The organism is Burkholderia sp. MSMB1078WGS, assembly GCF_001528895.1.
Lineage (GTDB): Bacteria > Pseudomonadota > Gammaproteobacteria > Burkholderiales > Burkholderiaceae > Burkholderia.
In genome coordinates, this window is the sequence record NZ_LPDI01000050.1 from 37,613 (window position 1) to 62,674 (window position 25,062).

Here is a 25,062-nt window from a genome sequence, read left to right on the forward strand (position 1 = left end):
CAACCCGCACCGGCCGGCTCCGTCCGGCGCCGCTCCTGACGAGCGTTCTAGCAAGACGAAGGATTTCATGAAACGTTTCGCCTTTTCCTCTCGTGCCATCCAGTTGTCGGTGATGGCGCTGGCGCTGGGCGCGCTCGCTGGCTGCGATACGCTGAACGACTACCTGGCCCCTGACCGGGTCAACTACAAGAACACGGGTTCGGCGCCGCCGCTCGCGGTGCCGAGCGACCTGAAGCCGGTGCCGACGACGCAGCAGTTCGTCGCGCCGCCGACCAATGCCGGGCTCGGCACGCTGCCGCCGCGAGCCACGACGCAGGCCGGCAACGCGACCGACGGCATCCCGAGCGCGCAGGATCCGCTCGGCATGCACATCGAGCGCGACGGCGATCGCCGCTGGCTCGTCGTCGACGGCCGGACGCCCGAGCAGCTGTGGCCGATCCTGAAGGAGTTCTGGCAGGAGAACGGCTTCTCGCTGAAGACCGATGCGCCGTCGACGGGCATCATGGCCACCGACTGGGCCGAGAACCGCGCGAACATTCCGGACGACTGGTTCCGCCGCACGATCGGCAAGGTCATCGATTTCGCCTATTCGTCGGGTACGCGCGACCGCTTCCGCACGCTCGTGAACCGTACGCCGGACGGCAACACCGACATCTCGATCACGCATAGCGCGATGGAGGAAATGATGGTCGGCCCGCAGGGCGGCACGTCGTCGCGCTGGGAAGAGCGTCCGCGCAACCCCGTGCTCGAAGCCGTGTTCCTGTCGAAGCTGATGCAGAAGTTCGGCCTGACCGACGCGCAGGCGAAGCAGCTGCTGACCGATGCGCGCCCCGCGACGGCGCCGGCGCAGGTCGCCGACACGAGCGGCGGTGCGGCGACGCTGCAACTGGCCGAGTCGTTCGACCGCGCGTGGCTGCGCGTGGGCCTGGCGCTCGACCGGACCAACTTCACGGTCGACAATCGCGACCGCGAGAAGGGTGTCTACACCGTGCGCTACGCGAACTCGATGGAAGAGCTCAAGCGTGACGGCCTGTTCGGCAAGCTGTTCTACGGCGGCCCGTCGGCGGCCAAGCCCGGCAAGGAATATCTGATCAACGTGCGCGCGCAGGGCAATGGCGGTACGCAGGTCGCCGTGGTCGGCGCGGACGGCCAGGTCGACAACTCGTCGGACGCGCAGCGGCTCATCTCGCTGCTGCACGCGCAACTGAACTGAGCGCGTGCGATTCGCCAGCCTCGGAAGCGGCAGCGAGGGCAACGCGCTGGTCGTCGAGGCCACGAGCGGCACGACGACCACCCGCGTGCTGCTCGACTGCGGCTTTTCCGCCAAGGAGGTCGAGCGCCGGCTCGGCCGACTGAATCTCTGCATCGCCGATCTCGATGCGATCCTCATTACCCACGAACATAGCGACCATGTCGGCAGTGCGCTGACGCTCGCACGCCGTGCGTCGCTGCCGCTCTACATGAGCTGGGGCACCGCGCGCGCGGTCGGCGCGGACGAGGCCGATGTCGATCTCCACGTGCTGTGGGGCGACGAGACGGCCGCGATACGCGATCTGGCCGTGATGCCCTATACGGTCCCCCACGATGCGCGGGAACCGCTCCAGTTCGTCTTCACGGACGGAAACCGCCGGCTCGGCGTGCTGACGGACGTCGGGATGGCCACGCCGCACATCACGGCCGTCCTGAGCGGCTGTGACGCGCTGGTGCTCGAATCCAACCACGATACCGCAATGCTGGCTGCCAGCCGCTATCCGCAGTCGCTGAAGGCGCGGATCGGCGGCAACCACGGCCATCTGAGCAACGACGCGGCGGCCGACATCCTCGCGTCGCTCGAACGTAGCCGTCTCCAGCATCTGGTCGCGGCCCATCTGAGCCAGCAGAACAACCTGCCGGAACTGGCCCGCCAGGCGTTCGGCGGCGTGCTCGGGACGGACGGGGAAGACGTGATCGTGGCCTCGCAGGACGCGGGCTTCGACTGGCTGATGCTCGGATGAGGGGGGCGGGGCCGCTGCGGCGGCTCCAGGCGGCTGCCGGGCGCTCGATTCGAAAGCGGCAGACGTAAAAAAACCGGCCCTCGGGCCGGTTTTTTTCAGCTGATGCTGAAGGCTTACTGGCTTGCGCCCGAAGCCGGAGCAGCCGTCGCTGCCGAAGCAGCCGACGCCACTGCAGCAGCAGCGTCGCTCGCAGCAGCCGTTGCCGACGAAGCAGCAGCCGAAGCGTCGCTCGCAGCACCAGCAACTGCCGAAGCAGCCGACGAAGCAGCAGCAGCCGCGTCGCTTGCAGCCGACGAAGCAGCTTGATCAGCGCTCTTGTTGCAAGCAGCCAGTGCAACAGCAGCCAACAGGGAAGCTACGAGGAGGGATTTCTTCATGATCACGTCCTTTTATGGTTAAAGGTAAGCAACAGCGCGAAACAATACCGGTAATGTGCTCCAACACCGACCTGGGCCGCTGGTGGAGACGCACTTCTAGAGCGTGAATCTTCCCTACGGCTTGGGCGGAAATTATATGCACTTTCCTATCGACCGTCGACAAATGCGGGGTCAATACGTTGTCTTTCCCATACAGAATTTGATCTGTACGGGCATACGGGGCGACTCACACTAATTCCGGCTTCCGACCCGTATCCAGCCCGCACGATACCACTCGTGCAACAAAGCTGTCATCGACGGAACCCGGGATAGTGTTACAAACCGTTTCGCCTCCATCTGGCGTTGATTGGCCAGTTCGGGCAGCCATTCATCGGCTTGCTCGAGCGACCCTTCCTCGCCATTAATGAAGTACGAGCGCGCGTTATACATCAATGCGGCCCTTCTGTCGAGACGCACGCCACGGCGTGACGCTTGCGTGACGAACGCGGCCTCGGACAGCGGACGCTCGGGCGGGTCGAAAACGACGTTCGGTTTGGGCTCGCTCAGATAGCAGCCGAGGAATTCGGCGACGTCGCGCTTGCGCCAGCGGATCGCGTCGACGATCTCGGCGACACGTTCGACCATGGCCGGTGGCAGTTGCGCGGGTACGTCGACGGCCGGCTGCTTCGGATCGCGGTAGAGGTCGCCGCCGCCCGCGTCGCGCAGGCCGCCACGCTCCGCGAGGTAGTACAGGAACTGGGCGCCCAACTCGCCGGCGGACGGGGCCCGGAAGCCGATCGAGCAGGTCATGCACTCGCCTTCGGCGACGCCGTCGTGCGCGATGTGCGGCGGCAGGTACAGCATGTCGCCGGGCTCCAGCACCCATTCGTCGCTCGGCTCGAAGTTCTCGAGAATCTTCAGCGGCACGTCCGGCTGCAGCGACAGATCCTTCTGCGCGCCGACCCGCCAGCGACGCCGGCCTTCGACCTGCAGCAGGAATACGTCGTATGAATCGAAGTGCGGGCCGACACCGCCGCCGTCCGTCGCATACGAGATCATCAGGTCGTCCAGTCGCGCATCGGGGATGAAGCGGAAGCGGTCGAGCAACGCGCGGGCCGCGTCGACGTGCAGGTCGAGCCCCTGCACGAGCAAGGTCCAGGATTTGCGCGTCACCGCAGGCAGCGAGTCGGGCTCGAACGGACCGTGCGCCAGTTGCCACTTGTTACGAAAATGGGTGATCAATCGCGATTCCGCGTCATAGTCGGCGGCGAGCTCGAACAATGCGTCGCGCGTGACCGGCGACGCGACGCCGGGAATCGCCTGGCGGATCAGCAGCGGTTTTTTCTGCCAGTAGCCGCGCATGAATTGCGCCGGCGTGAGGCCGCCGAGCAGCGGCGTGGGAAGATCGGAGGGCGGCGCGCCGAGCGGGGCGGCAGCGGCATCCCGCGGTTCGGCTTGAGACCGGTTGCGCATCGTATAATGGGACTTGTACTTGGGAGAATTGGATGAAAATCGCAAAAAACACCGTCGTATCGGTCACTTACAAGCTGTCGGACGCACAGGGCAATCTGATCGAGGAAAGCGACGAGCCGATGGTCTATCTGCACGGCGGCTATGATGGCACGTTCCCCAAGATCGAGGAACAGCTCGACGGCCACGAGGCGGGCTACCAGGCGCAGATCCAGCTCGAGCCGGAGGACGCGTTCGGCGACTACGATCCCGAACTCGTGAAGATCGAGCCGCGCGATCGTTTTCCCGAGCCGCTCGAAGTGGGCATGCAGTTCGAAGGCACGCCGGAAGACGCCGACGAGGAAGTCGATTCGCTGATCTATACGGTCACCGATATCGCCGAAGACAAGGTCGTGCTCGACGGCAATCACCCGCTGGCGGGCATGGCGCTGCGTTTCGCGCTGACCGTGAAGGACGTTCGCGAAGCCACCGAAGACGAAATCGAGCACGAGCACGCGCATGGCGCGGAAGGGCTCGAGATCGTCGACGAGGATGACGACGAGGACGGCGAAGCGCCGTCAGGGCGTACGCTGCACTGAGCTTGCCGGCAGGCCCGGCGCCGGCCCTGATCCGGGGGGCGGTGCCGGCGACGACGCGCCGCCCGGTGCGGCGCCGTCGCCCTGCAACGGCGGCGCGACCGACGACGCGTCGGGCAGCGCCGGCAGCGCGGGGATTTCCGGCATCTGCGGCAGCGGCACGTCGTCGCGCGGCACGAGCGGCAGCGTGGGCGGCACCGGCAGGTTCTTCGGCACCTCCTGCAGGCTCACGTTGAAGATCGTCTGCCGCGCGGGCGATACGGTCACCTTGACCCACTGGTTCGCCGGGTGGCGCGGTCCGATCGCGACGCGCGTCACGTTTCCTACCAACTCACCGTCGTCGGCATGCAGCGGACGGTCGATCAGAAAGCCGTTCGCCAGCGGTTCGCCGCTCGCGTGCATCACCAGTATCGGGCCGCGGAACGTCGCCGCCGCCTTCACCAGCGTTCGTTTCAGTTCACGGAAGCCGTCGCGCACGCGCGGCCGATTGAAACGCAGCCACGCGAAGCGCTCCGAGCGTTCGTAGCGTTCGAACTGCGGATCGCCCTCGAAAATCACCACCATCGCGCGGGCTTCGCGCCGCTTCGCATATTCGGCGGCGTGGTCGATCCAGAAGCCGTTTGCGATGATGCGGTCCTCGAATTCGCCGTTGCGGCCGCCCGCCGTCAAATAATGGTTGTTCGGCGCCGGCGCATTGAGTGCGACGTAGACGATGTCGTCGCGCATCCAGCGTGCGTTCTCGCGATATGGCCGGAACCGCGCGACTTCGCTCTCCCGTGTAATCTGCAGCGCACCGGGGTCGGGCAGCGCCGACTCGGCGAGCAGGGTCTGTCGCAGGAAATCGAGCCGCTCGACCGGATCGTAACCGCCGCCGGCCGCGGTGTTGCATGCGATCCAGTCGTCGTGGCCGGGAATGAACACGAGCGGCATGCGCGCCGAATCCAGGATCGCGCCGCGCTGCGAATACAGCGTGTCGCGGCATGCTTCCTTCGGGCCTTTGAGGTCGCCCGCGTAGACCACGAACGCGAGATTGCGCTCGCGTGCGATCGCATCGAGCAGCCGCTGCGCGGCCGGTTCGTCCGCCGGCCCGTTGATGACGCCCGACACGACCGCGAACGAGTAGGGCGCGGCGCTGCGCTTGGGCGGCGCGGCCAGCGCACCGGCCTGCGCCAGCGCAAGCAGTGTCGCGGCGAGCGCGGCGGCGGCGCGGGCCGGCAGGCGCCGCGAGATGCGCTTACGCGTGCCCGTCGGCATCGTGCGACCGGACCAGCGTGCGCAACTCGTACAGCAGGTCGAGCGCCTCGCGCGGCTTGAGATCGTCAGGATCGATGTCGCGCAGCTTTTCGAGCGCCGGGTGCGGCGCGTCGGGCAGCGCCGGCGCGTCCGCGCATTCGAGATCGTCGATGGCCGCCGGCGGCGCGCTGAAGAGGTCGAGCTGCGGCGTGTGCTGGGAGGCCGACTGCTGTTCGAGATACGCTAGGTGCTTACGCGCGGCGCGGATCACGGGCGCCGGGACGCCCGCGAGCTGTGCGACCTGAAGGCCGTAGCTCTGGTTCGCCGGGCCTTCGTTGACCGCGTGCAGGAATACGATTCCGTGGCCGTGCTCGACCGCCGACAGGTGGACGTTGGCCGCCTGCGGGAATTCGGCCGGCAGTTGCGTCAGCTCGAAGTAGTGCGTCGCGAACAGCGTGTAGCACGCGTTGTGCGCCAGCAGGTGGCGCGCGATGGCCCAGGCCAGCGCGAGGCCGTCGAAGGTCGACGTGCCGCGGCCGATCTCGTCCATCAGCACGAGGCTTTGCGGCGTCGCGTCGTTGAGGATCGCCGCGGCTTCGGTCATCTCGACCATGAACGTCGAGCGGCCGCCCGCGAGATCGTCAGCCGCGCCGATGCGCGTGAAGATCCGGTCGATCGGGCCGAAGCACGCCGATTTCGCCGGCACGTAGCTGCCGACGTACGCCATCAGCGCGATCAGCGCGGTCTGCCGCATGAACGTGGACTTACCGCCCATGTTCGGCCCGGTGATCAGCAGCAGCTTGCGATCGACGCCGAACCGGCAGTCGTTCGCGATGAACTGCTCGACCTGCGCTTCGACGACCGGATGGCGCCCCTGCTCGATTTCGATGCCGATCTCGTCAGTGAAGGTCGGCGCGACCCAGTCGAGCGCGCGCGCACGTTCGGCGAACGCGGCCAGCAGGTCGAGTTCGGCGAGGGCCGATGCGACGCGCTGGCACTCGGGGATGAACGGCAGCAGCGCCTGCAACACCGAGTCGTACAGCGCGCGCTCGCGTGCCAACGCGCGCTCCTGTGCGGACAGCGCCTTGTCCTCGAAGGTCTTCAGTTCCGGCGTGATGTAGCGCTCGGCGTTCTTCAGCGTCTGGCGGCGGCGGTAATCGTCGGGCACCTTGTCGGTCTGGCCGCGCGTGACCTCGATGTAGAAGCCGTGCACCTTGTTGTATTCGACGCGCAGGTTCGCGATGCCGGTGCGCGCTCGCTCGCGCGCTTCGAGATCGATCAGGAACTGCCCGCAGTTCTCGGAAATGTCGCGCAGCTCGTCGAGCTCGGCATCGTAGCCGCGCGCGATCACGCCGCCGTCGCGCACCATCGCGGCCGGCTCGGTGGCGATCGCGCTCGTCAGCAGGTCGAGGCATTCGGCGGGCGGCGCGAGCGCCGCGTCGACGCGCGCGAGCGCATCCGCGTTCGCGACGATCGCGCCGATGCGCTCGCGCAGCGCCGGCAGCGCGGCGAACGTGTCGCGCAGGCTCGACAGGTCGCGAGGGCGCGCGGACAGCAGCGCGAGACGACCGGTGATCCGTTCGACGTCGGCGATCTGGCGCAGCGCGCTGCGCAACGCATCGAGGCTCGCGTTGGCCGGTGCATCGAGCAGCGCGCCGATCGCCTGCTGGCGCGACTGCGCGGCAACCGAGGCGCGCGGCGGATGATGCAGCCAGTGGCGCAGCAGGCGGCTGCCCATCGTCGTGCAGCAGGTGTCGAGCAGCGAATACAGCGTAGGCGACTCGGTGCCGCGCAGCGTCTCGGTCAGTTCGAGGTTGCGGCGCGTGGCCGGATCGAGGCCGATGTATTCGGTTTCGTTCTCGACCTTCAGGCTGCGCACGTGCCGCAGTTGCTGGCCTTGTGTGGCCGCTGCGTAGAGCAGCAGCGCGCCGGCCGCGCCGCATGCGCTCGTCAGCGAATGCGCGCCGAAACCGTCGAGGCTCGCGACGTCGAGCTGGTCGCACAGGCGCTGCGTGCCCGACGCGATGTCGAAGTGCCAGGCCGGCACGCGCTTGCTTGCGCCCGCGCCGGCGGGAATGGCGTCGGTTGCACCGTCCGGCGTCAGGATTTCGGCTGGCCGGATGCGTTCGAGCGCGGCGGCAAGCTGTTCGGGCTCGATTTCGGCGAGCCGCAATGCGCCGCTTGCGAGGTTCAGCCACGCGAGGCCGATATTGACCGCGACGCCGCGCTTGTTGTGGCCGGTGCACATCGCGAGCAGGTAGACGTCGTTCTTGTCGGACAGCAGCGCGGCATCGGTCAGCGTGCCGGGCGTGACGACGCGTACGACCTTGCGCTCGACCGGGCCTTTCGACGTGGCCGGATCGCCGATCTGCTCGCAGATCGCGACCGATTCGCCCATCTTCACGAGCTTCGCCAGATACTGCTCGACCGCGTGATGCGGGACGCCGGCCATCTTGATCGGCGTGCCGGCCGACGCGCCGCGCTGCGTGAGGGTCAGGTCGAGCAGGCGTGCCGCTTTTTCCGCATCCTCGAAGAACAGTTCGTAGAAGTCGCCCATCCGGTAGAAGACGAGCGTGTCCGGATGATCGGCCTTGATGCGCAGGTACTGCTGCATCATGGGGGTATGGCCGGCAAAGGCCTCGGGCGACAGCGTGGTCATAGGTCAGGCATGAAGTTGTTGCTTGGGTTGCCCGAGTTTACCAGTGGCTTCGACGTCCACGCGCGAAGTTCGCCGTTTGGCCAGGTGCGGGAGATGGCGAGCGGCAGCGGGCGATGCCTACTTGCTCTCGTCCAGCGCGTCGTTCCAGACCTTCGCGCCCCGCTCGTGCGAGGCAACGCCGTTGAAGAACGACTCGATGGCGGCGCTCATATCGAAGTCGCCACACTTGTCCCACAAGACGAGTTTGGGCTTGTGTACACGGAAGTTGCCGGTGCTCTTCGGCGTGTATGCGACCGCAATGGCTGCCCTTGCCGACGGGAAAGCGTAGGACCGCGCTTCCAGAACGATCGCATCGAGCTTTTTGCCATCGGGAGTCGCGAGCCGGCCGTCGTACGCCAGCACGCCGTCGCTTGCGTTGGACGGATTGCTCTCGAGACGCTTTCGGCCTTGCTCGACTGCTTCGCCTGCATCGTCGAACACCAGCCGCTCGATTTTCCGCTGACCGTCGTCCGTCTGAAATGCTGCGATAGGGATAAAGCCATCTGCGTCGGAGACACACCAGACGGCATGCGCCGCAATAAAACCAGCGAGTTCGAAGGCAGTGAGCATGATGGTGGGGGCGGATAGGTCAGAGTCGAGCGCTCATGTAACCGGGAAAGTTGCTTTCGGTTGCACGAGTTTACCAGCGGTCCAAACGGGACCGCTCGCAGTTCGCCATTCGGGCGGTCGTCGGCGATGGCGATCGGCTGCCATGTGATAGACGTGCTCATGCGACTGCCGACCCACACGGCGTCCGACGTCGCCGGACTGCTCCCGCATCGTTGGATACCCCGCGCCACCGAACTGGCAAGACGGGTTCACCGGTGCCTACAATCAGATCAATGCGTGCGCCGATTCCGAAGGACTTTCCCCGCGCCTGTATCGGCGACTCGATTTCGTCTTGCGCGCGCCGCCGCGTCGATTACCTTGGAGCAACAGGAGAACCCGATGATCAAAGTCAGTGTCATGTACCCGTACGCCGCAGGCGCGCGATTCGATCATGCTTACTATCGCGAGCGGCATATGCCAATGGTGAAACAGCGCCTCGGCGCCGCATGCCTGTACTACACGGTGGACAAGGGAATCGCCGGTGGTGCGCCGGGCATGGATCCCGTGTACGTGGCCAAGTGCGACTTCGTCTGCACTTCCTTCGAAGCTTTCCAGGCAGCCCGCGATCCGCATGCGCAGGAGATCATGACCGACATCGCCAATTACACGGATATACGACCCGTGCTGCAAATCAGCGAGGTGGTCGTGGAGCGTTCGGAAACCTGACCCAGGTTCCGATCATTGGGGGCGAGCGGGCAGAATCAGATCCGTCCGGAAAACGCCATGACCTGTGAAACGATTGGCAGGCTGCGTCATCCGGTCCATCGGTCTTTCTACTGGCCGATACGCTCGGGACTTACACCAATTCGCGTCGCAAAACTGAAACTCGGGCCAGTGTCGAAAAGATCGGCGTGCTACGCTGAGACATCGATATATAAATACAATAGATTAACGGGGCACGAACATGAAGCAGGCCATGCAGGATGTCGGGGGAGCGTCCGCGCAAAGTACGCCAGTGTCGCCCATGACCGCGGTCGCGGCCAAGTCGGAGCGGATCGATCCGATCGAGCTTGGCGCTCGCGTGTCTTCAGTGACCGTGCTGGGCGCATTCGCTTATCTGATTTATATGCAGTGGCGATTGAACCCGAGCCGGATCACGCTGATCCTGCTGCTGATGTCCGCGGGACTGACCGTCGGAATGTCGGCTTTTGCGAAATTGCCGACGCGGCGGGACTGGCACCCCGTCGCGGTGTGCTTTTCTCTTGGCGGGTCGTTCTATTACCTGGCCTATCAACTGACCGCCAGTACGCAACTGATTCCGGAATGGGCAGGGGGCGTCTGGCAAATTGCCGGGATTGCGTGGCAACTGTTCGCGAAGCTGTCGCTGGGGCGCTCGTTCGGCCTGCTGCCGGCCAATCGCGGGGTCGTTTCGACGGGGGCGTACCGGTTCATGCGTCATCCGATCTATGCCGGTTACCTGCTGTCCGAAATCGGTTTTCTGCTCTCCAACTTCAGTATCCGAAACCTGCTCGCGATCGGCATCTGGATGCTGCTGCAGATCGGGCGAATCGTCATGGAGGAGAGGGTGTTGTCGGAAGACGCGGATTATCGTGAGTACAGGACGAAGGTGCGGTACCGGTTGATGCCAGGCGTGTTTTGACGGGAACGCCGAAAGCGCGCAACGGCCGGGCGCCGATCGCGCGCATGGGCGCGGCGGACACGCGAAAGCCGGCGCGCTCGGGTCACGGACCTTCGCGCGCCGGCCCCGTATCGCAAATCAGGACGCGTGCGCCGACGTCAGGCTGAGCGCCACCGCCTGCGCGACCTCGATCCCGTCGATCGCTGCCGAATAGATGCCGCCCGCATAGCCGGCGCCTTCGCCGGCCGGATACAGGCCTTCGACGTTCAAACTCTGGTAGTCGTCCTTGCGCCGAATCCGGATCGGCGACGACGTGCGCGTTTCCACGCCGGTGAGCACGGCATCGTGCATCGCGAAGCCGGCGATTTTCTTGTCGATCTCGGGCAGCGCTTCGCGGATCGCTTCGATCGCGTAGTCCGGCAGCGCGGTGCTGAGATCGGTCGGATTCACGCCGGGCTTGTACGACGGTTCCACGGTGCCCAGCGACGTCGACGGCCGGCCCGCGATGAAATCGCCGACCAGTTGGCCCGGCGCGCGGTAATCGCCGCCGCCGAGTTCGAATGCGCGTTCTTCCCATTTGCGCTGGAACGCGATGCCGGCGAGCGGGCCGCCCGGATAGTCGTCCGGCGTGATGCCGACGACGATGCCCGCATTCGCATTGCGCTCGGCGCGGGAATACTGGCTCATTCCGTTGGTGACCACGCGGCCGGGCTCCGAGGTCGCGGCGACCACCGTGCCGCCCGGGCACATGCAGAAGCTGTAGACGGCGCGCCCGTTGCTTGCGTGGTGGACCACCTTGTAGTCGGCCGCGCCGAGCTGCTTGTGGCCCGCGAACTTGCCGAAGCGGCTGCGATCGATCAGCCCCTGCGGATGTTCGATGCGAAAACCCAGCGAGAACGGCTTGGCTTCGATGTAGACGCCGCGGTCGTGCAGCATCTGGAACGTGTCGCGCGCGCTGTGGCCCACGGCCAGCACCACGCGGTCGCACCGCAGCGTTTCCCCGTTCGACAGCTTGAGTGCGCGCACCTTGCCCTGGTCGATTTCGATATCGTCGACGCGGGTTTCGAAACGCACTTCGCCGCCGAGTTCGTGGATCGACGCGCGCATTTTTTCCACCATGCTGACGAGTCGGAACGTGCCGATGTGCGGCCGGCTCAGATACAGGATGTCCTCGGGGGCGCCGGCCTTGACGAATTCGTCCAGCACCTTGCGGCCATAGTGGTTCGGATCCTTGATCTGGCTGTACAGCTTGCCGTCGGAAAACGTCCCCGCGCCGCCTTCGCCGAACTGCACGTTGGATTCCGGGTTGAGCACGCTCTTGCGCCACAGGCCGAAGGTGTCCTTGGTGCGCTCGCGCACGGCCTTGCCGCGTTCGAGAATGATGGGACGGAAGCCCATCTGCGCGAGGATCAGCCCTGCGAACAGCCCGCACGGCCCCATGCCGATGACGACGGGGCGCAGGAAGTCGGCGTGCTCGGGCGCCTTCGTGACGAAGTGATACGTCATGTCGGGCGTCACGCCGCAATGCGGCTTGCCGGCGATGCGCTTGAGCGCGGCTGCCTCGTCGGTGACTTCGACATCGACGATGTACGTGAGCTTGATGTCGGCGCGCTTGCGTGCGTCGTGCGCGCGGCGGAACACGGTGTAACGGAGCAGCCCGTCTGCCGCCACGCCTAGCTCGGCGAGGCGCGCGCGAATCGCGGCCTCGAGCGCGCTGTCGGGGTGGTCGAGGGGAAGTTTGATTTCGCTTAGCCGTAACATGGGGACTCGGATGCGATTGCCACGGCGCCGTGGCGGTGTTGATACAGGCGGGGCCGGCATACCGGCGGCGTTGTTCGCCGTGCGGGCATGCCGGACGCAAACCATGCGCTGTCGTTGCGGGACAAGCGGCGCGAGCGGCAGTACGCCGACCCGTGCGGGCAACTCGAGCAACTTCAGGATAGGCGCACGAAGCGACCCGTGTGCACGGAAGATTGTCCCGCGTGTCGGGCGATCGGCGCGCCATCGTGGCGATGCCGCGCGCGCGGTTTGCGCGAAAGCCGCGCCACGCGGGCGCGGCCAGGGCTTACTCCGCTGCCGGATGCACGCGGCTGTAGCGGTTCAGGATCGGGATCATCTGCGCGTAGATCTTCGGGTTCGCGGCGACGATCTCGTGGCGATGCAGGAAATCGGCGTCGCCCGTGTAGTTGCCGACGAGGCCGCCGGCCTCGGTGATCAGCAGGCTGCCCGCCGCCATGTCCCACACGTTGATGCCTTGCTCGAAGAATGCGTCGAGGCGGCCGGCCGCGACGTTCGCGAGGTCGAGGGCCGCCGCGCCCGGGCGGCGCAGGCCCGTGCAGGCCTGCGTCATCTCGGTGAAGAGGCGCGCGTATGCGTCGAGGCCGTCCTTCTCGCGGAACGGGAAGCCCGTGCCGACCAGCGCGTCCGACAGACGATCGCGGCGGCCGACGCGGATGCGGCGGTCGTTCAGGTACGCGCCGCGGCCGCGGGTGGCCGTGAACAGGTCGTTCTTGTTCGGATCGTAGACGACGGCCTGCGTGACGATGCCCTTGTGCTCGAGCGCGATCGATACGCAGTAGTACGGGAAGCCGTGGATGAAGTTGGTCGTGCCGTCGAGCGGATCGATGATCCACTTGAATTCGGATTCGTTCTCCGATTCGCCCGATTCCTCCGCGAGGATCGCGTGGTCGGGGTAGGCGGTCTTCAGCGTCTCGATGATCGCGTCTTCGGCGGCCTTGTCCACTTCGGTGACGAAGTCGTTCTGCTGCTTCTTGCGGATCTCGATCAGGTCGAGATCGAGGGACGCGCGATTGATGATCTGTCCGGCGCGGCGCGCAGCCTTGACAGCAATATTGAGCATGGGATGCATGAGCCTGGATCCTGTAGCCGGCGGCACGGGCCGCCACGAAGTGGGACAACCGCCCGGTACGGCGCAAGCGTGCCGGGGCGAGGTGAGACGCGAATTGACAAAGAGCGGGGTACGACCCGCGCTGCGCGGAGCGCAACGCGTAAAGGCATGATTTTACCCGATTTTCGGCGGTTTCAGGCGAGCGGCATGCGGGGAAACCCCCACCGGCCGTCCGGACGAGTGGGTTTGCGGGAGCGATGGCGATACCATACGGCCATTCTGATGAACCGAGTCGTATCGTAGTGGAAACCTCGCAGAACCCCGCCGCGCCGTCCGAATCGGGCGCGGCCTCGTCCTTGCCGCCGTCCGGCGGCTTCACGTCCACCCGTTTCGTGCTCGTCGAGCCGAGCCATCCCGGCAACGTCGGGGCGGCCGCCCGCGCGCTGAAGACGATGGGCTTCTCGCGCCTCGTGCTGGTCGCGCCGCGCGTGCCGCACGTGCAGAGCGACCCCGAAGCGATCGCGATGGCCAGCGGCGCGGACGACGTCCTCGCGTCCGCGCACGTCGTGCCGACGCTCGGCGAAGCGCTGTCCGGTGTTCACTGGTCGATCGCGCTGACTGCGCGCACGCGCGAATACGGGCCGCCGCGCCTCGCGCCGCGCGCGGCCGCCGCGCAGGCGAGCGCGCAGGTCGGCACGGGCGACATCGCGCTCGTGTTCGGCAACGAGCGCACCGGCCTCGCGAACGAGCATGTCGAGCAGTGCAGCGCGCTCGCGCACATTCCGGCCAACCCGGCCTACAGTTCGCTGAATCTCGCGCAGGCCGTGCAGGTGCTCGCATACGAGTTGCGTGTCGCGTTTCTCGAGCAGGCGAGCGAGCCGCCGGCGCAGCCGCAGGCCGAAGCGGGCACGCTCGCGCAGAGCGACGAAATCGAGCGGATGTACGTGCACCTCGAGAACGCACTGATCGCGCTCGACTTCCTCGATCCGCGCAATCCGAAGAAGCTGATGCCGCGGCTGCGGCGCCTGTTCGCGCGCACGGGCCTCGAGCGCGAGGAGGTCAACATCCTGCGCGGCGTCGCCAAGCATATCCTGCTGAAATCGGGCAAGCCGGGCGGCGACGCGTAAGGGGCCGGCGCTCCGATTGCCGGGCGCGGGGGCGTTCGCCGGCGAATGCGGCGTGTGGCCGAACAGGCCAGGCAGCGACCGACCGGCAACGCCGAACCCGCTGTTTCTCCCGATCGCCCCGCCGCGGAAACCCCGCCGCAGCAAGTGTCCCGGCCGAATACCCGTGCCGGCCGCGGGGTGAACGCGCGGCCGCGTGCGGCCCGCCGCGACTGGCCCTACAATCGCCGAACCTCATAAGCAAATGACCCGGCGCGATAACGGCCGGCATTGCCGGCGATGCGCGCCGGCCTTTTCCCGGATCACATCATGTTCACGAGACTGCGCGAAGACATTGCAACGATTCGCGAGCGGGATCCCGCCGCTCGTAGTGCGTGGGAAGTGCTGACCTGTTATCCGGGGCTGCATGCGCTCGTGCTGCACCGTTTCGCGCATGCATGCTGGCGTGCGAAACGCTACTGGCTCGCGCGGTTCGCGTCGCAGGCAGGCCGGTTCCTGACCGGGATCGAGATCCACCCCGGCGCGACGATCGGCCGGCGCGTGTTCATCGATCACGGCATGGGTGTCGTGATCGGCGAGACGGCGATCGTCGGCGACGACTGCACGATCTATCAGGGTGTGACGCTGGGCGGCACGTCGCTCACGCGCGGCGCGAAACGCCACCCGACGCTCGAGGCCGGCGTGATCGTCGGCGCGGGCGCGAAGGTGCTCGGCGGGTTCACGGTCGGCGCGGGCGCGAAGATCGGCTCGAACGCGGTGGTCGTCAAGCCGGTGCCGGCGGGCGGCACGGCGGTCGGCAATCCGGCGCGCATCGTGATGCCGGCGCAGCCGAAGCCGCAACCCGAACGCGCGGCATTTTGCGCATACGGGATCACGCCGAACGCCGACGATCCGATGTCGCTCGCGATTCACGGGCTGATCGATCACGCGGCGAAGGAAAGCCGCCGCGTCGACGAGATCGTCGCGGCGCTCGAGCGGCTCGGCACGCATCTGGAAACGCTGCAGGGCGCCGACGCGGCGGGCCTCGACCTGCGCAGGCTGTCCGCGGTGCTGGAAGGCAAGACGGTCGAACGCCAGATGTAACGAACGGGAAGCGCGCCGACGGCTGCTGTCGGCGCGGCAGCGGCGGCGTCAGTCGAGCGGCATCGCGTGGATGCCTTCCGCATCGACGCGCAGGTAGCCGCCGCGCGGCGTGCCGTGATCGAGATCCCAGTCGGGCAGCACCCAGCGGATTCCGCCCGGTTCCGCGTGGCGCGCGGGGCGGTGCGTGTGGCCGTGAATGATCACGCTCGCGCGGCTTTTCCGGAACAGCGCGGCCACGCCTTCCCGCGTGACGTCGTAGAGGGCCGAAGCGGGGCGCATGCGGCCCGCTTCGCTGGTCGAGCGCATGCGTTGCGCGAGCGCGCGGCGCCAGCGGAACGGCCACGCGAGAAACAACCATTGCGCGACGCGGTTGCGCGCGAAGCGACGGAACATCTGGTAGCCGCGGTCGGCCGTGCATTGCGCGTCTCCGTGCGCGAGCACGATGCGCTGGCCGAACGCGACGATCAGCGAAGGATCGGGCAGCAGCATCGCGCCGGCGGCCTTCATGAAGCGGCGGCCGAGCAGGAAATCGCGGTTGCCGTGCATCACGTAGAGCGCGATGCCGCGTTCCGAGAACGTGTGCATCAGCGCGGCCATGCGCGCGGCGAACGGATCGTCGTCGAGGATGTCGTCGCCGATCCAGTATTCGAACAGGTCGCCGAGGATGAACACCGAATCGGCGCTGTCGGCGGTGTATCTCACGAAATGCTCGAACGCGGCGACCGTCTTCGGAATCGCTTCGCTCAGGTGCAGATCGGAGAGAAACAGGAACGGGCGTGCGGCTTGCGCGTACTCGCGCTCGCCCGGCACGCCCGCGGAGACGCTTCGCGGCGGACTCTCCTGCAACATCGAAGTGCCTCCGTAACGACTGCGCGTCAGACCACCACGGCCTTCTCGATCACGACGTCGTCGGTCGGCACGTCCTGGTGGAAGCCGGCGTTGCCCGTCTTGACGCCCTTGATCTTGTCGACCACGTCCTGGCCTTCGACCACCTTGCCGAACACCGCGTAGCCCCAGCCCTGCGGCGTCGGCGACGAGTGGTTCAGGAAGTCGTTGTCGTTCACGTTGATGAAGAACTGGGCGGTCGCCGAATGCGGATCGTTCGTGCGCGCCATCGCGATCGTGTAGTTGTCGTTCTTCAGGCCGTTGTTCGCTTCGTTGTCGATCGGCGCATCGGTCGGCTTCTGCTTCAGGCCCGGCTCGAAGCCGCCGCCCTGGATCATGAAGCCGTTGATCACGCGATGGAACACGGTGCCGTCGTAATGGCCCTTCTTCACGTAGTTCAGGAAGTTCTCGACCGTCTTCGGTGCCTTCGCGGCGTCGAGTTCGAGCTTGATCACGCCGTGGTTCGTATGCAGTTCAACCATGATGAATTCCTTCGGTGAGGCGGTTTAAATGGCACGCGGCCGGTCGTGCGACGCGGCCGCGTGAGGCGCCGGACGTGCCGGCAGGTCATTACTTCGAGACGATGCTCGCGGATTCGATCACGATCGGCTGGGCCGGCACGTCCTGCATCGGGCCGCGCGAGGTCGTCGCCACGCCTTCGATCTTCTTCACGACGTCGAGACCCGACACGACCTTGCCGAACACCGCATAGCCGTTGCCGTCCGGGTTCGGGTAGTCGAGGCCGCTGTTGTCGACCGTATTGATGAAGAACTGCGCGGTAGCCGAATTCGGGTCGCTGGTGCGCGCCATCGCGATCGTGCCCGTCAGGTTCTTCAGACCATTGCGGCTCTCCAGCGGGATCGGCGCGCGGGTCGGCTTCTCCTCGAAGTTGGTCTTGTAGCCGCCGCCCTGGATCATGAAGCCCTTGATCACGCGATGGAAGATCGTGCCGTTGTACTGGCCGGACTTCACGTAATCGAGGAAGTTGGCGACGGATTTCGGCGCCTTCTCCGGATAGAGCTCGACGCGGATGTCGCCCTGCGAGGTCTTCAGCTGCACGACGGGGTGCGCGGTGGCCGTTTGCGCGAACGCGGGCGCGGTCGCGAGAAGGGCGGCGCCGCCAAGCGCCAGCAACAGACGTTTCATTGCGATCCTCAGGTTGGGAGGGGAAGGAAGGCCGCGCCGCTTATTTCGACGGCGCGACGTACGGCGCCGCCAAGGCGCCCGACGGACCGCTGAACTGGAACGTCGGCGACATCGGCAGCGTGGTGGTGCTCACGTTCGCGGCGGCGCGCTCGGTGTAGTCGCGCGTGGTCGGCGTCGTCGCGCGGGCGTTCGGCGCGGCCTTCGACGGCGACACGATCTTCTGGAGATCGGCGAGGCGCTGCGCGGTCGCGCCGCTCGTGCGGCCGAGCGATTGCGCGCGCTTGTACGATTCGGCCGCGAGCCGCAGGTACAGATCGCCGAGGTTCTCGTACGCGAGCGAGTAGCTCGGGTTCGATTGCGTCGCGGTGACGAGCGCGGTGCGCGCTTCGTCGTAGCGGCCGTGCTTCGCGTAGAGCGCCGCGAGGTTGTTGTACGGCTCGGGCAGTTCGGGGTACGCCTGCGTGATCGCGACGAATTGCTGGATCGCGTCGTCGTCGCGGTTCAGGCGGGCCAGCACGGTGCCGCGCTTGAACTGCGCCTGCACGTCGTGCGGGTTCGACGCGATGCGTGCGTCGAGCTGCGCGAGCGCCTGCTTCCACTGCTTGCCGGCGATCGACGCGTCGATTTCGGGGGTGCCGTCGGCGACGGCCGGGGCCTTTTGCGCATGCGCCGCGGGAGCCGCGAAAAGCGTCAGCGCGACGCCCATGACGGTGGTCGCAACGAGGGTCGCAGCGCTCGGCGCGCGGCCGCGATGAGGTTTCATAGGCGTAAATCGGAATGTTATACTCCGAGCCATTCTAACAAAACGTCTGCGCGTTCCGGCGAGCGTCAGACAGTCTTTCTTAGCCTCTCGTGGCCGTCACCGCTGTGCTTGCAGCCTGACCGCCCCATGTGATATCGAGGACGCGCGGCCTGGCGCCGCGGCAGATGGTCCGTCCGTTTCGCATGCTGGGCGAGCTTCGCCAGGGCGGTTTCCTTCGGCTCACGGTTCATCTCTATGGAATCACTGCGCATCTACAACACGCTCGCGCGTGACAAGCAAGTTTTCGTGCCGCGCCAGTCCGGCGAAGTGCGGATGTACGTATGCGGGATCACCGTCTACGACTATTGTCACGTGGGCCACGCGCGCATGCTGGTCGTGTTCGACCTCGTCCAGCGCTGGTTGCGTGCGATCGGCTATCGGGTCACGTATGTGCGCAACATCACCGACATCGACGACAAGATCATCCGCCGCGCGGTCGAGAATGGCGAGACGATCAAGTCGCTGACCGACCGCTTCATCGGTGCGATGCACGAGGACGAAGCCGCGCTCGGCATCCAGCGGCCCGACATCGAGCCGCGCGCGACGCAGTTCATCCCGCAGATGCTCGGCATGATCGAGACGCTCGAGACGAACGGCTATGCGTACCAGGCGACCGACGGCGACGTCAATTACTCGGTGCGCAAGTTCACGAACTACGGGAAGCTGTCGGGCAAGTCGCTCGACGATCTGCGCGCGGGCGAGCGCGTCGCCGCGAACGACGCGAAGGAAGATCCGCTCGACTTCGTGCTGTGGAAGCGCGCGAAGCCGGAAGATCCGGAAGGCGCGTCGTGGGCGTCGAAGTACGGGATGGGTCGCCCGGGCTGGCACATCGAGTGCTCGGCGATGGGCTGCACGCTGCTCGGCAATCATTTCGACATCCACGGCGGCGGGCAGGATCTGCAATTCCCGCACCACGAGAACGAGATCGCGCAGAGCGAAGGCGCGACCGGCGAGACGTTCGTCAATTACTGGATGCACAACGGCTTCGTGCAGGTCGACAACGAGAAGATGTCGAAATCGCTCGGCAACTTCTTCACGATCCGCGAAGTGCTCGAGCGTTACGATGCGGAAGTCATGCGCTTCTTCATCGTGCGCACGCACTACCGTTCGCCGCTCAATTACAGCGACGTGCACCTCGACGATGCGCGCGCGTCGCTCACGCGCCTGTACACCGCGCTGAAGGACGTCGACGCCGATACGCTCGCGCTCGACTGGAACGAGCCGCACGCGCAGCGTTTCGCGGCCGCGATGAACGACGATTTCAACACGCCGGTCGCGGTGGCGACGCTGTTCGAGCTGGCGGGTGAAGTCAACCGCACGCGCGATGCGTCGCTCGCGCGGCAACTGAAACAGTTGGCGGGCTTGCTCGGCCTGCTGGGCCGCGAACCGCGCGCGTTCCTGCAGCAGGCGTCGGGCGCCGCGCAGGCGGGCGGGCTCGCTGCCGACGAGATCGAAGCGAAGATCGCCGCGCGCGTCGCGGCGAAGCAAGCGAAGGACTATGCCGAAGCGGACCGGATCCGGGCGGAATTGCTCGAAGCCGGCATCGCACTTGAAGACAAACCGGGCGGATCGACCGAATGGCGTCGCGTATGAGCGCGGCGCGTTCCACTGACCGATCCGTCAGGTAGGAGGCAAGATGGCAACGGCCAGAAAAGCGCCGGTCAGGCGCGCGACCCCGGTCGCCGCGCGTCCGGCAGCCAAGCGCGTACCGGCGACGAAGGCGGACGCGACGCGCGCCGTGCCGAACGGCGCGCTGAACGGTCATGCGCAGCCCGCGGCCACGCCGCCGGCCGCCGACACGGCCCGCAAGACACGTGCGTCCGAAGCGGACGGCGAGGAGGTCGTCGTGCGTCCTGCCTATTGGGACAAGGCGTGCGCGGACCTCGTCAAGCGCGACCGGATCCTGAAGAAGCTGATTCCGAAGTTCGGCCCCGCGCATCTCGTGAAGCGTGGCGACCCGTTCGTCACGCTCGCGCGCTCGGTCGTCGGCCAGCAGATTTCGGTGCCGTCCGCCCAGTCGCTGTGGGCGCGCATCGAGGACGCCTGTCCGAAACTCGCGCCGCAACCGGTGATCCGGCTCGGCGCGGACAAGCTGATCGCGTGCGGGTTGTCGAAGCGCAAGACGGAATACATCCTCGATCTCGCGCAGCATTTCGTGTCGGGGGCGCTGCACGTCGACAAATGGACGTCGATGGACGACGAGGACGTGATCGCGGAACTCACGCAGATCCGCGGCATCAGCCGCTGGACGGCCGAGATGTTCCTGATCTTCAACCTGTCGCGGCCGGACGTGCTGCCGCTCGACGACCCGGGCCTGATCCGTGCGATCAGCGTCAATTACTTCAGCGGGGAACCCGTCACGCGCAGCGAGGCGCGCGAGGTGGCAGCCAACTGGGAGCCGTGGCGCACCGTCGCGACCTGGTACATGTGGCGCAGCCTCGATGCGCCCGACGCCGACGCCTGAGCGTCGGCTATCGGGTTTTAAACATCAATAGTTGAGAGCCGGTTTTGAGCGTCGCCCGCGCGGGTAGAATACGCGCTGCCGCAAGACCCAAGGATTCGAACACATGAAGACCACGTTTCTGGATTTCGAACAGCCGATCGCCGAACTCGAGGCCAAGATCGAAGAGCTGCGATTCGTGCAGGACGACTCGGCTGTCGATATTTCGGAAGAAATCGAGCGGCTGTCGAAGAAAAGCCAGCAACTGACGAAAGACCTCTATGCGAACCTGTCGCCGTGGCAGGTTTCGCAGATCGCGCGGCACCCGCAGCGTCCGTACACGCTCGATTACGTTGCGGAGCTGTTTACCGATTTTCACGAGCTGCATGGCGACCGCGCGTTCGCGGACGATCTGTCGATCGTTGGCGGTCTCGCACGCTTCGGCGGCCATCCGTGCATGGTGATCGGTCACCAGAAGGGCCGCGACACGAAGGAGCGCGCCGCGCGCAACTTCGGGATGCCGCGCCCGGAAGGCTATCGCAAGGCCGAACGCCTGATGCGTCTGGCCGAGAAGTTCGGGCTGCCGATCTTCACGTTCGTCGACACGCCGGGCGCGTACCCGGGCATCGGCGCGGAAGAGCGCGGCCAGTCGGAGGCGATCGGCCGCAACCTGTACGTGATGGCCGAGCTGAAGACGCCGATCATCACGACGGTGATCGGCGAGGGCGGCTCGGGCGGCGCGCTCGCGATCGCGGTGGCCGACACCGTGATGATGCTGCAGTTCTCGACCTACTCGGTCATCTCGCCGGAAGGCTGCGCGTCGATCCTGTGGAAGAGCGCCGCGAAGGCGCCGGAAGCGGCGGAAGCGCTGGGTCTGACCGCGCACCGCCTGAAGGCGCTCGGCCTGATCGACAAGATCATCAACGAGCCGCTCGGCGGCGCGCATCGCGATCCGAAGGGCATGGCCGCGCTGCTGCGCCGTGCGCTGGCCGATTCGCTGCGCCAGTTCCAGGGCATGAGCATCGATGCGCTGCGCGAGCGCCGCTTCGAGCGCCTGATGGCCTACGGCAAGTTCAAGGAAACCACGCCCGGCGCATGACCGGCTGCGTATTCCATTCGCGCGCCGCTGCGCGCGCGTCCCGCTCGTGATCCCGCCCACCGAATTCTCCGCCGACCGCGTCGTACTCGACGCGGTCGGCGTTGCGCTTTCCGGCCTGCCGCCGGATGCGCGCATCGCGATTGCCTACAGCGGCGGCCTCGATTCGACGGTGCTGCTCGATGCGGCCGTGCGTGTCGCGGGTGCATCGCGCTGCGTCGCGCTGCACGTGCATCACGGCCTGAGCGCGAACGCCGATGCATGGGTCGCGCATGCCGAAGCGGAGGCGGCACGGCTCGGTGTCGCATTCGAATCGATGCGCGTCGACGTGCCGCGCGACAGCGGGCTCGGTATCGAGGCGACGGCGCGCGAGCGTCGCTACGCGGCGCTCGACGAGATGGGCGAGCGCCACGGCGTGGCGGCGCTGTGGCTCGCGCAACACGCGGACGACCAGGCCGAGACGGTGCTGCTGCAACTGTTGCGCGGGGCGGGAATCGCAGGGCTTGCCGCGATGGCGCCGCGATATCGCCCCGACGGCACGCGCATCGAGCGTGTGCGTCCATTGCTGCGACTGTTGCGCGCACAACTCGAGCGCTATGCGGAGCAGCACGCGCTCGCGTGGATCGACGACGAATCGAACGGCGATACGCGCTATGCGCGCAATGCGCTGCGCATCGACGTACTGCCGGCGCTGGCCGTGCATTTCCCGGGCTTTCGCGACGCGCTCGGTCGCGCCGCCCAGCATGCGGCGGCCGCTCAGCGGCTGCTCGACGATCTGGCCGAGCTGGATTTCGCCGTCGCCGCGCGCGATGACGGTCGGGCGCTGTCGCGCGATGCGCTGGTCGCGTTCGACGACACGCGAGGTGCGAACCTGCTGCGCTTCTGGATGCGTCGGCTCGGTTTGCCGGGCGCGTCGGCTGCCCGGCTTGCCAACATGATGCGGCAACTGCGCGCGGCACACGACGCGCATGCGCTGCGCGTCGATCACGCGGGGCAGTGCCTGCGGCTCTATCGCGACGTCGTCTACTGGGAAGCGGGCGACAGCAGCGAACCGGCCGACGACGGCGCGGGGACGCCGCAACCGGAGGCGGCGCTCGCATGGGACGGACAGGAAGTGTGGCGCCTGCCGGGATGGCGCGGCACGTTCGTGTTCGCACCGGCCGACGCGGGTAGCGCCGACGCGGTGCCGGAAGGATTGCTGCGCGGCGCGCGATTGGCGGCGCGCGCCCGGGCCGGCGGCGAACGGATGCGTACGTCGCCGGGTGGGCCGGGCCGGACGCTGAAGAACCTGTTCCAGGAGCGCGGCGTGCCGGCGTGGCAGCGCGACGTGCCGCTGCTGTTCGCGGGCGACCGACTGATCTACGTGCCGCGGCTGGGCATCAATCGCGACATCGACGTGCCTGAGGACGGGGCGCCCGGCGCCCCCGCATGGCGCCGGATCGAATGGCGCCCTGACCTGTTGATCGCCTAGCGGCGGCGGGCTGCCGGCGGCGCGATGGCGTGCCCTTTTTCACCATTCGGTAAACAGCACCGGAACGGCCGCCGACACGGCGCGCGGCTTGTCAAGCGGGCTTCTATCGGGTACGCTCGGTCGTTTGCTCGGCTCGATTTTTGAGCGTTTTGTGCAGGTTTTCCGCGTGACGTACCCGGTTTGCGCGGCCTGATCGGCCTTCCGGGCAAAATCCGTCACGCTTGCGTGTTGCGTCCCAGCCGTCCCCCTCGTCGTCCGTCCACAGCCACAAGCCGCGTGACCGAACGGCTCCGCGGCCTGCCCAGCGCGCCCGTGCGGTTTCTCCTCCAGTTCAGAACGACAATGGCACTCATCGTACACAAATACGGCGGCACTTCGATGGGCTCGGTCGAGCGCATCAAGAACGTCGCGAAACGCGTCGCAAAATGGCATCAAGCCGGGCACCAGATGGTGGTCGTGCCTTCGGCGATGTCCGGCGAAACCAACCGTCTGCTCGGTCTTGCGAAAGAGATTTCGAGCCAGCCGAGCCCGCGTGAGCTCGACATGATCGCGTCGACCGGCGAGCAGGTCAGCGTTGGCCTGCTGTCGATCGCGCTGCAGGAAATCGGCGTCGAGGCCGTGAGCTATGCCGGCTGGCAAGTGCCGATCAAGACCGACAGCGCATTTACGAAAGCACGCATTCACTCGATCGACGACGAGCGCGTGAAGGACGATCTGAACGCGGGCAAGGTCGTGATCATCACGGGTTTCCAGGGCGTCGACCCGGACGGTCACATCACGACGCTGGGCCGTGGCGGCTCGGATACGTCGGCGGTGGCGGTGGCGGCTGCGCTGGGTGCCGAAGAGTGCCTGATCTATACCGACGTCGACGGCGTCTACACGACCGATCCGCGTGTCGTCGAAGAGGCGCGCCGCCTCGATCGCGTCACGTTCGAGGAGATGCTGGAAATGGCGAGCCTCGGCTCGAAGGTCCTGCAGATCCGCTCGGTCGAATTCGCCGGCAAATACCAGGTGAAGACGCGTGTGCTGTCGAGCCTGACCGATCCGCTGATTGCGCTCGACGAAGAAATGCGCTCGGGCACCCTGATTACTTTTGAAGAAGACGAGACCATGGAAAAGGCAGTCATTTCCGGCATCGCGTTCCAGCGCGACGAAGCACGCATTGCGGTGATGGGCGTGCCCGACAAGCCGGGTATCGCATATCAGATCCTCGGCCCGGTGGCCGATGCGAACGTCGACGTCGACATGATCATTCAGAACCAGAGCGTCGAAGGCAAGACCGACTTCACGTTCACGGTCGGCCGCGGCGACTACCAGAAGGCGATGGACATCCTCACCAACCAGGTGCAGGGCCATGTGAGCGCCGAGCGCGTGCAGGGCGACCCGAAGGTGTCGAAGGTGTCGGTCGTCGGCGTCGGCATGCGTTCGCACGTGGGCGTCGCGAGCAAGATGTTCCGCACGCTGTCGGAAGAGGGCATCAACATCCAGATGATCTCGACGTCCGAAATCAAGATTTCGGTGCTGATCGACGAGAAATATATGGAGCTGGCCGTCCGCGCGCTGCACAAGGTATTCGAACTCGACCAGGCATCGTGAATTTTTCGTGATGCATTGAAGAAAATGCATCATGGAAATTGACGTACGGTTCGAAAC

At 66.4% G+C, this 25,062-nt stretch carries 24 protein-coding genes; 13 read left to right on the forward strand and 11 right to left on the reverse strand.

Annotation, left to right across the window (positions count from 1 at the left end; all coding sequences use genetic code 11):
* The first annotated feature begins 67 nt into the window (after positions 1-67).
* The 3 genes from bamC (at position 68) to WT24_RS34895 (ending at position 2,300) form a co-directional block, all read left to right on the forward strand.
* The gene (bamC, locus tag WT24_RS15080) at positions 68-1,213 is read left to right on the forward strand and encodes an outer membrane protein assembly factor BamC (protein ID WP_059505797.1); all 1,146 of its coding nucleotides are present in this window, start codon (positions 68-70) and stop codon (positions 1,211-1,213) included.
* 4 nt (positions 1,214-1,217) lie between these two features.
* Positions 1,218-1,994 carry an MBL fold metallo-hydrolase gene (locus WT24_RS15085; protein WP_059505799.1) on the forward strand — a complete coding sequence of 259 codons (777 nt, stop codon included), beginning with the start codon at positions 1,218-1,220 and terminating at the stop codon, positions 1,992-1,994.
* A 102-nt stretch (positions 1,995-2,096) separates the two neighbouring features.
* On the forward strand, positions 2,097-2,300 hold the full coding sequence (locus WT24_RS34895; RefSeq protein ID WP_006487056.1) for a hypothetical protein: 204 nt from the start codon (positions 2,097-2,099) through the stop codon (positions 2,298-2,300).
* Here the strand turns inward: WT24_RS34895 and WT24_RS35785 are convergent, their stop codons facing one another.
* On the reverse strand, positions 2,301-2,546 hold the full coding sequence (locus WT24_RS35785) for a hypothetical protein (protein ID WP_011657350.1): 246 nt from the start codon (positions 2,544-2,546) through the stop codon (positions 2,301-2,303). It lies immediately after the preceding gene.
* Positions 2,547-2,602: 56 nt separating this feature from the next.
* Positions 2,603-3,823 carry a cupin domain-containing protein gene (locus WT24_RS15090; protein WP_060034474.1) on the reverse strand — a complete coding sequence of 407 codons (1,221 nt, stop codon included), beginning with the start codon at positions 3,821-3,823 and terminating at the stop codon, positions 2,603-2,605.
* A 32-nt stretch (positions 3,824-3,855) separates the two neighbouring features.
* Here WT24_RS15090 and WT24_RS15095 point away from each other — a divergent pair, with 32 nt between their 5' ends.
* Positions 3,856-4,398: a peptidylprolyl isomerase gene (locus WT24_RS15095; protein ID WP_034207726.1), complete on the forward strand. Its 543-nt coding sequence runs from the start codon at positions 3,856-3,858 to the stop codon at positions 4,396-4,398.
* On the opposite strand, the gene WT24_RS15100 is transcribed toward WT24_RS15095, so the two are convergent.
* The 3 genes from WT24_RS15100 to WT24_RS15110 all read right to left on the reverse strand — a co-directional run bounded on the left by WT24_RS15100 (position 4,378) and on the right by WT24_RS15110 (position 8,896).
* Positions 4,378-5,649, reverse strand: a complete 1,272-nt coding sequence (locus WT24_RS15100) for a hypothetical protein (protein ID WP_179949352.1) — start codon at positions 5,647-5,649, stop codon at positions 4,378-4,380. The two genes, WT24_RS15095 and WT24_RS15100, sit on opposite strands and share 21 nt — an antisense overlap.
* Positions 5,630-8,287, reverse strand: coding sequence for a DNA mismatch repair protein MutS (gene mutS, locus WT24_RS15105; protein ID WP_059790511.1), 2,658 nt, complete (start codon positions 8,285-8,287; stop codon positions 5,630-5,632). The genes WT24_RS15100 and mutS overlap by 20 nt, the downstream gene beginning before the upstream one ends.
* A 117-nt stretch (positions 8,288-8,404) precedes the next feature.
* Positions 8,405-8,896, reverse strand: coding sequence for a hypothetical protein (locus WT24_RS15110; RefSeq protein ID WP_060034477.1), 492 nt, complete (start codon positions 8,894-8,896; stop codon positions 8,405-8,407).
* Between the two features lie 378 nt (positions 8,897-9,274).
* Here WT24_RS15110 and WT24_RS15115 point away from each other — a divergent pair, with 378 nt between their 5' ends.
* Positions 9,275-9,601 (forward strand): EthD family reductase, encoded by a 327-nt coding sequence (locus WT24_RS15115; RefSeq protein ID WP_060034502.1) that lies wholly within the window; start codon positions 9,275-9,277, stop codon positions 9,599-9,601.
* Between the two features lie 238 nt (positions 9,602-9,839).
* Positions 9,840-10,535: an isoprenylcysteine carboxylmethyltransferase family protein gene (locus WT24_RS15120; RefSeq protein WP_060354673.1), complete on the forward strand. Its 696-nt coding sequence runs from the start codon at positions 9,840-9,842 to the stop codon at positions 10,533-10,535.
* Between the two features lie 117 nt (positions 10,536-10,652).
* On the opposite strand, the gene WT24_RS15125 is transcribed toward WT24_RS15120, so the two are convergent.
* Both WT24_RS15125 and WT24_RS15130 read right to left on the reverse strand, forming a co-directional pair.
* Positions 10,653-12,275, reverse strand: a complete 1,623-nt coding sequence (locus WT24_RS15125) for an NAD(P)/FAD-dependent oxidoreductase (protein WP_059505806.1) — start codon at positions 12,273-12,275, stop codon at positions 10,653-10,655.
* A gap of 304 nt (positions 12,276-12,579) precedes the next feature.
* Complete coding sequence (locus tag WT24_RS15130) at positions 12,580-13,383, reverse strand: inositol monophosphatase family protein (protein ID WP_059505808.1); 804 nt, start codon at positions 13,381-13,383, stop codon at positions 12,580-12,582.
* A 281-nt stretch (positions 13,384-13,664) separates the two neighbouring features.
* On the opposite strand from WT24_RS15130, the gene WT24_RS15135 reads away from it, so the two are divergent.
* Both WT24_RS15135 and cysE read left to right on the forward strand, forming a co-directional pair.
* Positions 13,665-14,489 (forward strand): RNA methyltransferase, encoded by an 825-nt coding sequence (locus tag WT24_RS15135; RefSeq protein ID WP_060034479.1) that lies wholly within the window; start codon positions 13,665-13,667, stop codon positions 14,487-14,489.
* 306 nt (positions 14,490-14,795) lie between these two features.
* Positions 14,796-15,569 carry a serine O-acetyltransferase gene (gene cysE / locus WT24_RS15140; protein WP_257127380.1) on the forward strand — a complete coding sequence of 258 codons (774 nt, stop codon included), beginning with the start codon at positions 14,796-14,798 and terminating at the stop codon, positions 15,567-15,569.
* 48 nt (positions 15,570-15,617) lie between these two features.
* Here cysE and WT24_RS15145 read toward each other — a convergent pair whose 3' ends face one another.
* From WT24_RS15145 to WT24_RS15160, 4 genes are all read right to left on the reverse strand, one after another.
* On the reverse strand, positions 15,618-16,418 hold the full coding sequence (locus WT24_RS15145; protein WP_034207717.1) for a UDP-2,3-diacylglucosamine diphosphatase: 801 nt from the start codon (positions 16,416-16,418) through the stop codon (positions 15,618-15,620).
* Between the two features lie 26 nt (positions 16,419-16,444).
* A complete protein-coding gene (locus tag WT24_RS15150; protein ID WP_006483987.1) occupies positions 16,445-16,936 on the reverse strand; it encodes a peptidylprolyl isomerase in 492 nt (163 codons plus the stop codon).
* Between the two features lie 88 nt (positions 16,937-17,024).
* On the reverse strand, positions 17,025-17,600 hold the full coding sequence (locus WT24_RS15155; protein ID WP_059505814.1) for a peptidylprolyl isomerase: 576 nt from the start codon (positions 17,598-17,600) through the stop codon (positions 17,025-17,027).
* A 40-nt stretch (positions 17,601-17,640) separates the two neighbouring features.
* Complete coding sequence (locus tag WT24_RS15160) at positions 17,641-18,363, reverse strand: tetratricopeptide repeat protein (RefSeq protein ID WP_060034481.1); 723 nt, start codon at positions 18,361-18,363, stop codon at positions 17,641-17,643.
* Positions 18,364-18,597: 234 nt separating this feature from the next.
* Here WT24_RS15160 and cysS point away from each other — a divergent pair, with 234 nt between their 5' ends.
* The 5 genes from cysS to WT24_RS15185 all read left to right on the forward strand — a co-directional run bounded on the left by cysS (position 18,598) and on the right by WT24_RS15185 (position 25,005).
* Positions 18,598-19,995: a cysteine--tRNA ligase gene (gene cysS / locus WT24_RS15165; protein WP_059505818.1), complete on the forward strand. Its 1,398-nt coding sequence runs from the start codon at positions 18,598-18,600 to the stop codon at positions 19,993-19,995.
* A gap of 43 nt (positions 19,996-20,038) precedes the next feature.
* On the forward strand, positions 20,039-20,866 hold the full coding sequence (locus tag WT24_RS15170; RefSeq protein ID WP_059505820.1) for a DNA-3-methyladenine glycosylase: 828 nt from the start codon (positions 20,039-20,041) through the stop codon (positions 20,864-20,866).
* 103 nt (positions 20,867-20,969) lie between these two features.
* Entirely contained in the window at positions 20,970-21,941 is a 972-nt protein-coding gene (locus WT24_RS15175; protein ID WP_006478433.1) for an acetyl-CoA carboxylase carboxyltransferase subunit alpha, read from the forward strand.
* A gap of 46 nt (positions 21,942-21,987) precedes the next feature.
* Entirely contained in the window at positions 21,988-23,409 is a 1,422-nt protein-coding gene (gene tilS / locus WT24_RS15180; protein ID WP_060034484.1) for a tRNA lysidine(34) synthetase TilS, read from the forward strand.
* A 342-nt stretch (positions 23,410-23,751) separates the two neighbouring features.
* Entirely contained in the window at positions 23,752-25,005 is a 1,254-nt protein-coding gene (locus WT24_RS15185) for an aspartate kinase (RefSeq protein ID WP_011549493.1), read from the forward strand.
* The last annotated feature ends 57 nt before the right edge of the window (positions 25,006-25,062 follow it).

Excerpts from the sequence above, each read along its gene's own strand:
- WT24_RS15155 (WP_059505814.1), bottom strand. The coding sequence starts at position 17,600 with ATGAAACGTCTGTTGCTGGCGCTTGGCGGCGCCGCCCTTCTCGCGACC.
- WT24_RS15175 (WP_006478433.1), top strand. The coding sequence starts at position 20,970 with ATGAAGACCACGTTTCTGGATTTCGAACAGCCGATCGCCGAACTCGAG.
- WT24_RS15170 (WP_059505820.1), top strand. The coding sequence starts at position 20,039 with ATGGCAACGGCCAGAAAAGCGCCGGTCAGGCGCGCGACCCCGGTCGCC.
- bamC (WP_059505797.1), top strand. The coding sequence starts at position 68 with ATGAAACGTTTCGCCTTTTCCTCTCGTGCCATCCAGTTGTCGGTGATG.
- WT24_RS15125 (WP_059505806.1), bottom strand. The coding sequence starts at position 12,275 with ATGTTACGGCTAAGCGAAATCAAACTTCCCCTCGACCACCCCGACAGC.
- WT24_RS15185 (WP_011549493.1), top strand. The coding sequence starts at position 23,752 with ATGGCACTCATCGTACACAAATACGGCGGCACTTCGATGGGCTCGGTC.
- WT24_RS34895 (WP_006487056.1), top strand. The coding sequence starts at position 2,097 with ATGCTGAAGGCTTACTGGCTTGCGCCCGAAGCCGGAGCAGCCGTCGCT.
- cysS (WP_059505818.1), top strand. The coding sequence starts at position 18,598 with ATGGAATCACTGCGCATCTACAACACGCTCGCGCGTGACAAGCAAGTT.
- WT24_RS15115 (WP_060034502.1), top strand. The coding sequence starts at position 9,275 with ATGATCAAAGTCAGTGTCATGTACCCGTACGCCGCAGGCGCGCGATTC.
- WT24_RS15090 (WP_060034474.1), bottom strand. The coding sequence starts at position 3,823 with ATGCGCAACCGGTCTCAAGCCGAACCGCGGGATGCCGCTGCCGCCCCG.
- cysE (WP_257127380.1), top strand. The coding sequence starts at position 14,796 with ATGTTCACGAGACTGCGCGAAGACATTGCAACGATTCGCGAGCGGGAT.
- WT24_RS15130 (WP_059505808.1), bottom strand. The coding sequence starts at position 13,383 with ATGCATCCCATGCTCAATATTGCTGTCAAGGCTGCGCGCCGCGCCGGA.
- WT24_RS15150 (WP_006483987.1), bottom strand. The coding sequence starts at position 16,936 with ATGGTTGAACTGCATACGAACCACGGCGTGATCAAGCTCGAACTCGAC.
- WT24_RS15095 (WP_034207726.1), top strand. The coding sequence starts at position 3,856 with ATGAAAATCGCAAAAAACACCGTCGTATCGGTCACTTACAAGCTGTCG.
- WT24_RS15100 (WP_179949352.1), bottom strand. The coding sequence starts at position 5,649 with ATGCCGACGGGCACGCGTAAGCGCATCTCGCGGCGCCTGCCGGCCCGC.
- mutS (WP_059790511.1), bottom strand. The coding sequence starts at position 8,287 with ATGACCACGCTGTCGCCCGAGGCCTTTGCCGGCCATACCCCCATGATG.
- WT24_RS15110 (WP_060034477.1), bottom strand. The coding sequence starts at position 8,896 with ATGCTCACTGCCTTCGAACTCGCTGGTTTTATTGCGGCGCATGCCGTC.
- WT24_RS15145 (WP_034207717.1), bottom strand. The coding sequence starts at position 16,418 with ATGTTGCAGGAGAGTCCGCCGCGAAGCGTCTCCGCGGGCGTGCCGGGC.
- WT24_RS15120 (WP_060354673.1), top strand. The coding sequence starts at position 9,840 with ATGAAGCAGGCCATGCAGGATGTCGGGGGAGCGTCCGCGCAAAGTACG.
- WT24_RS15160 (WP_060034481.1), bottom strand. The coding sequence starts at position 18,363 with ATGAAACCTCATCGCGGCCGCGCGCCGAGCGCTGCGACCCTCGTTGCG.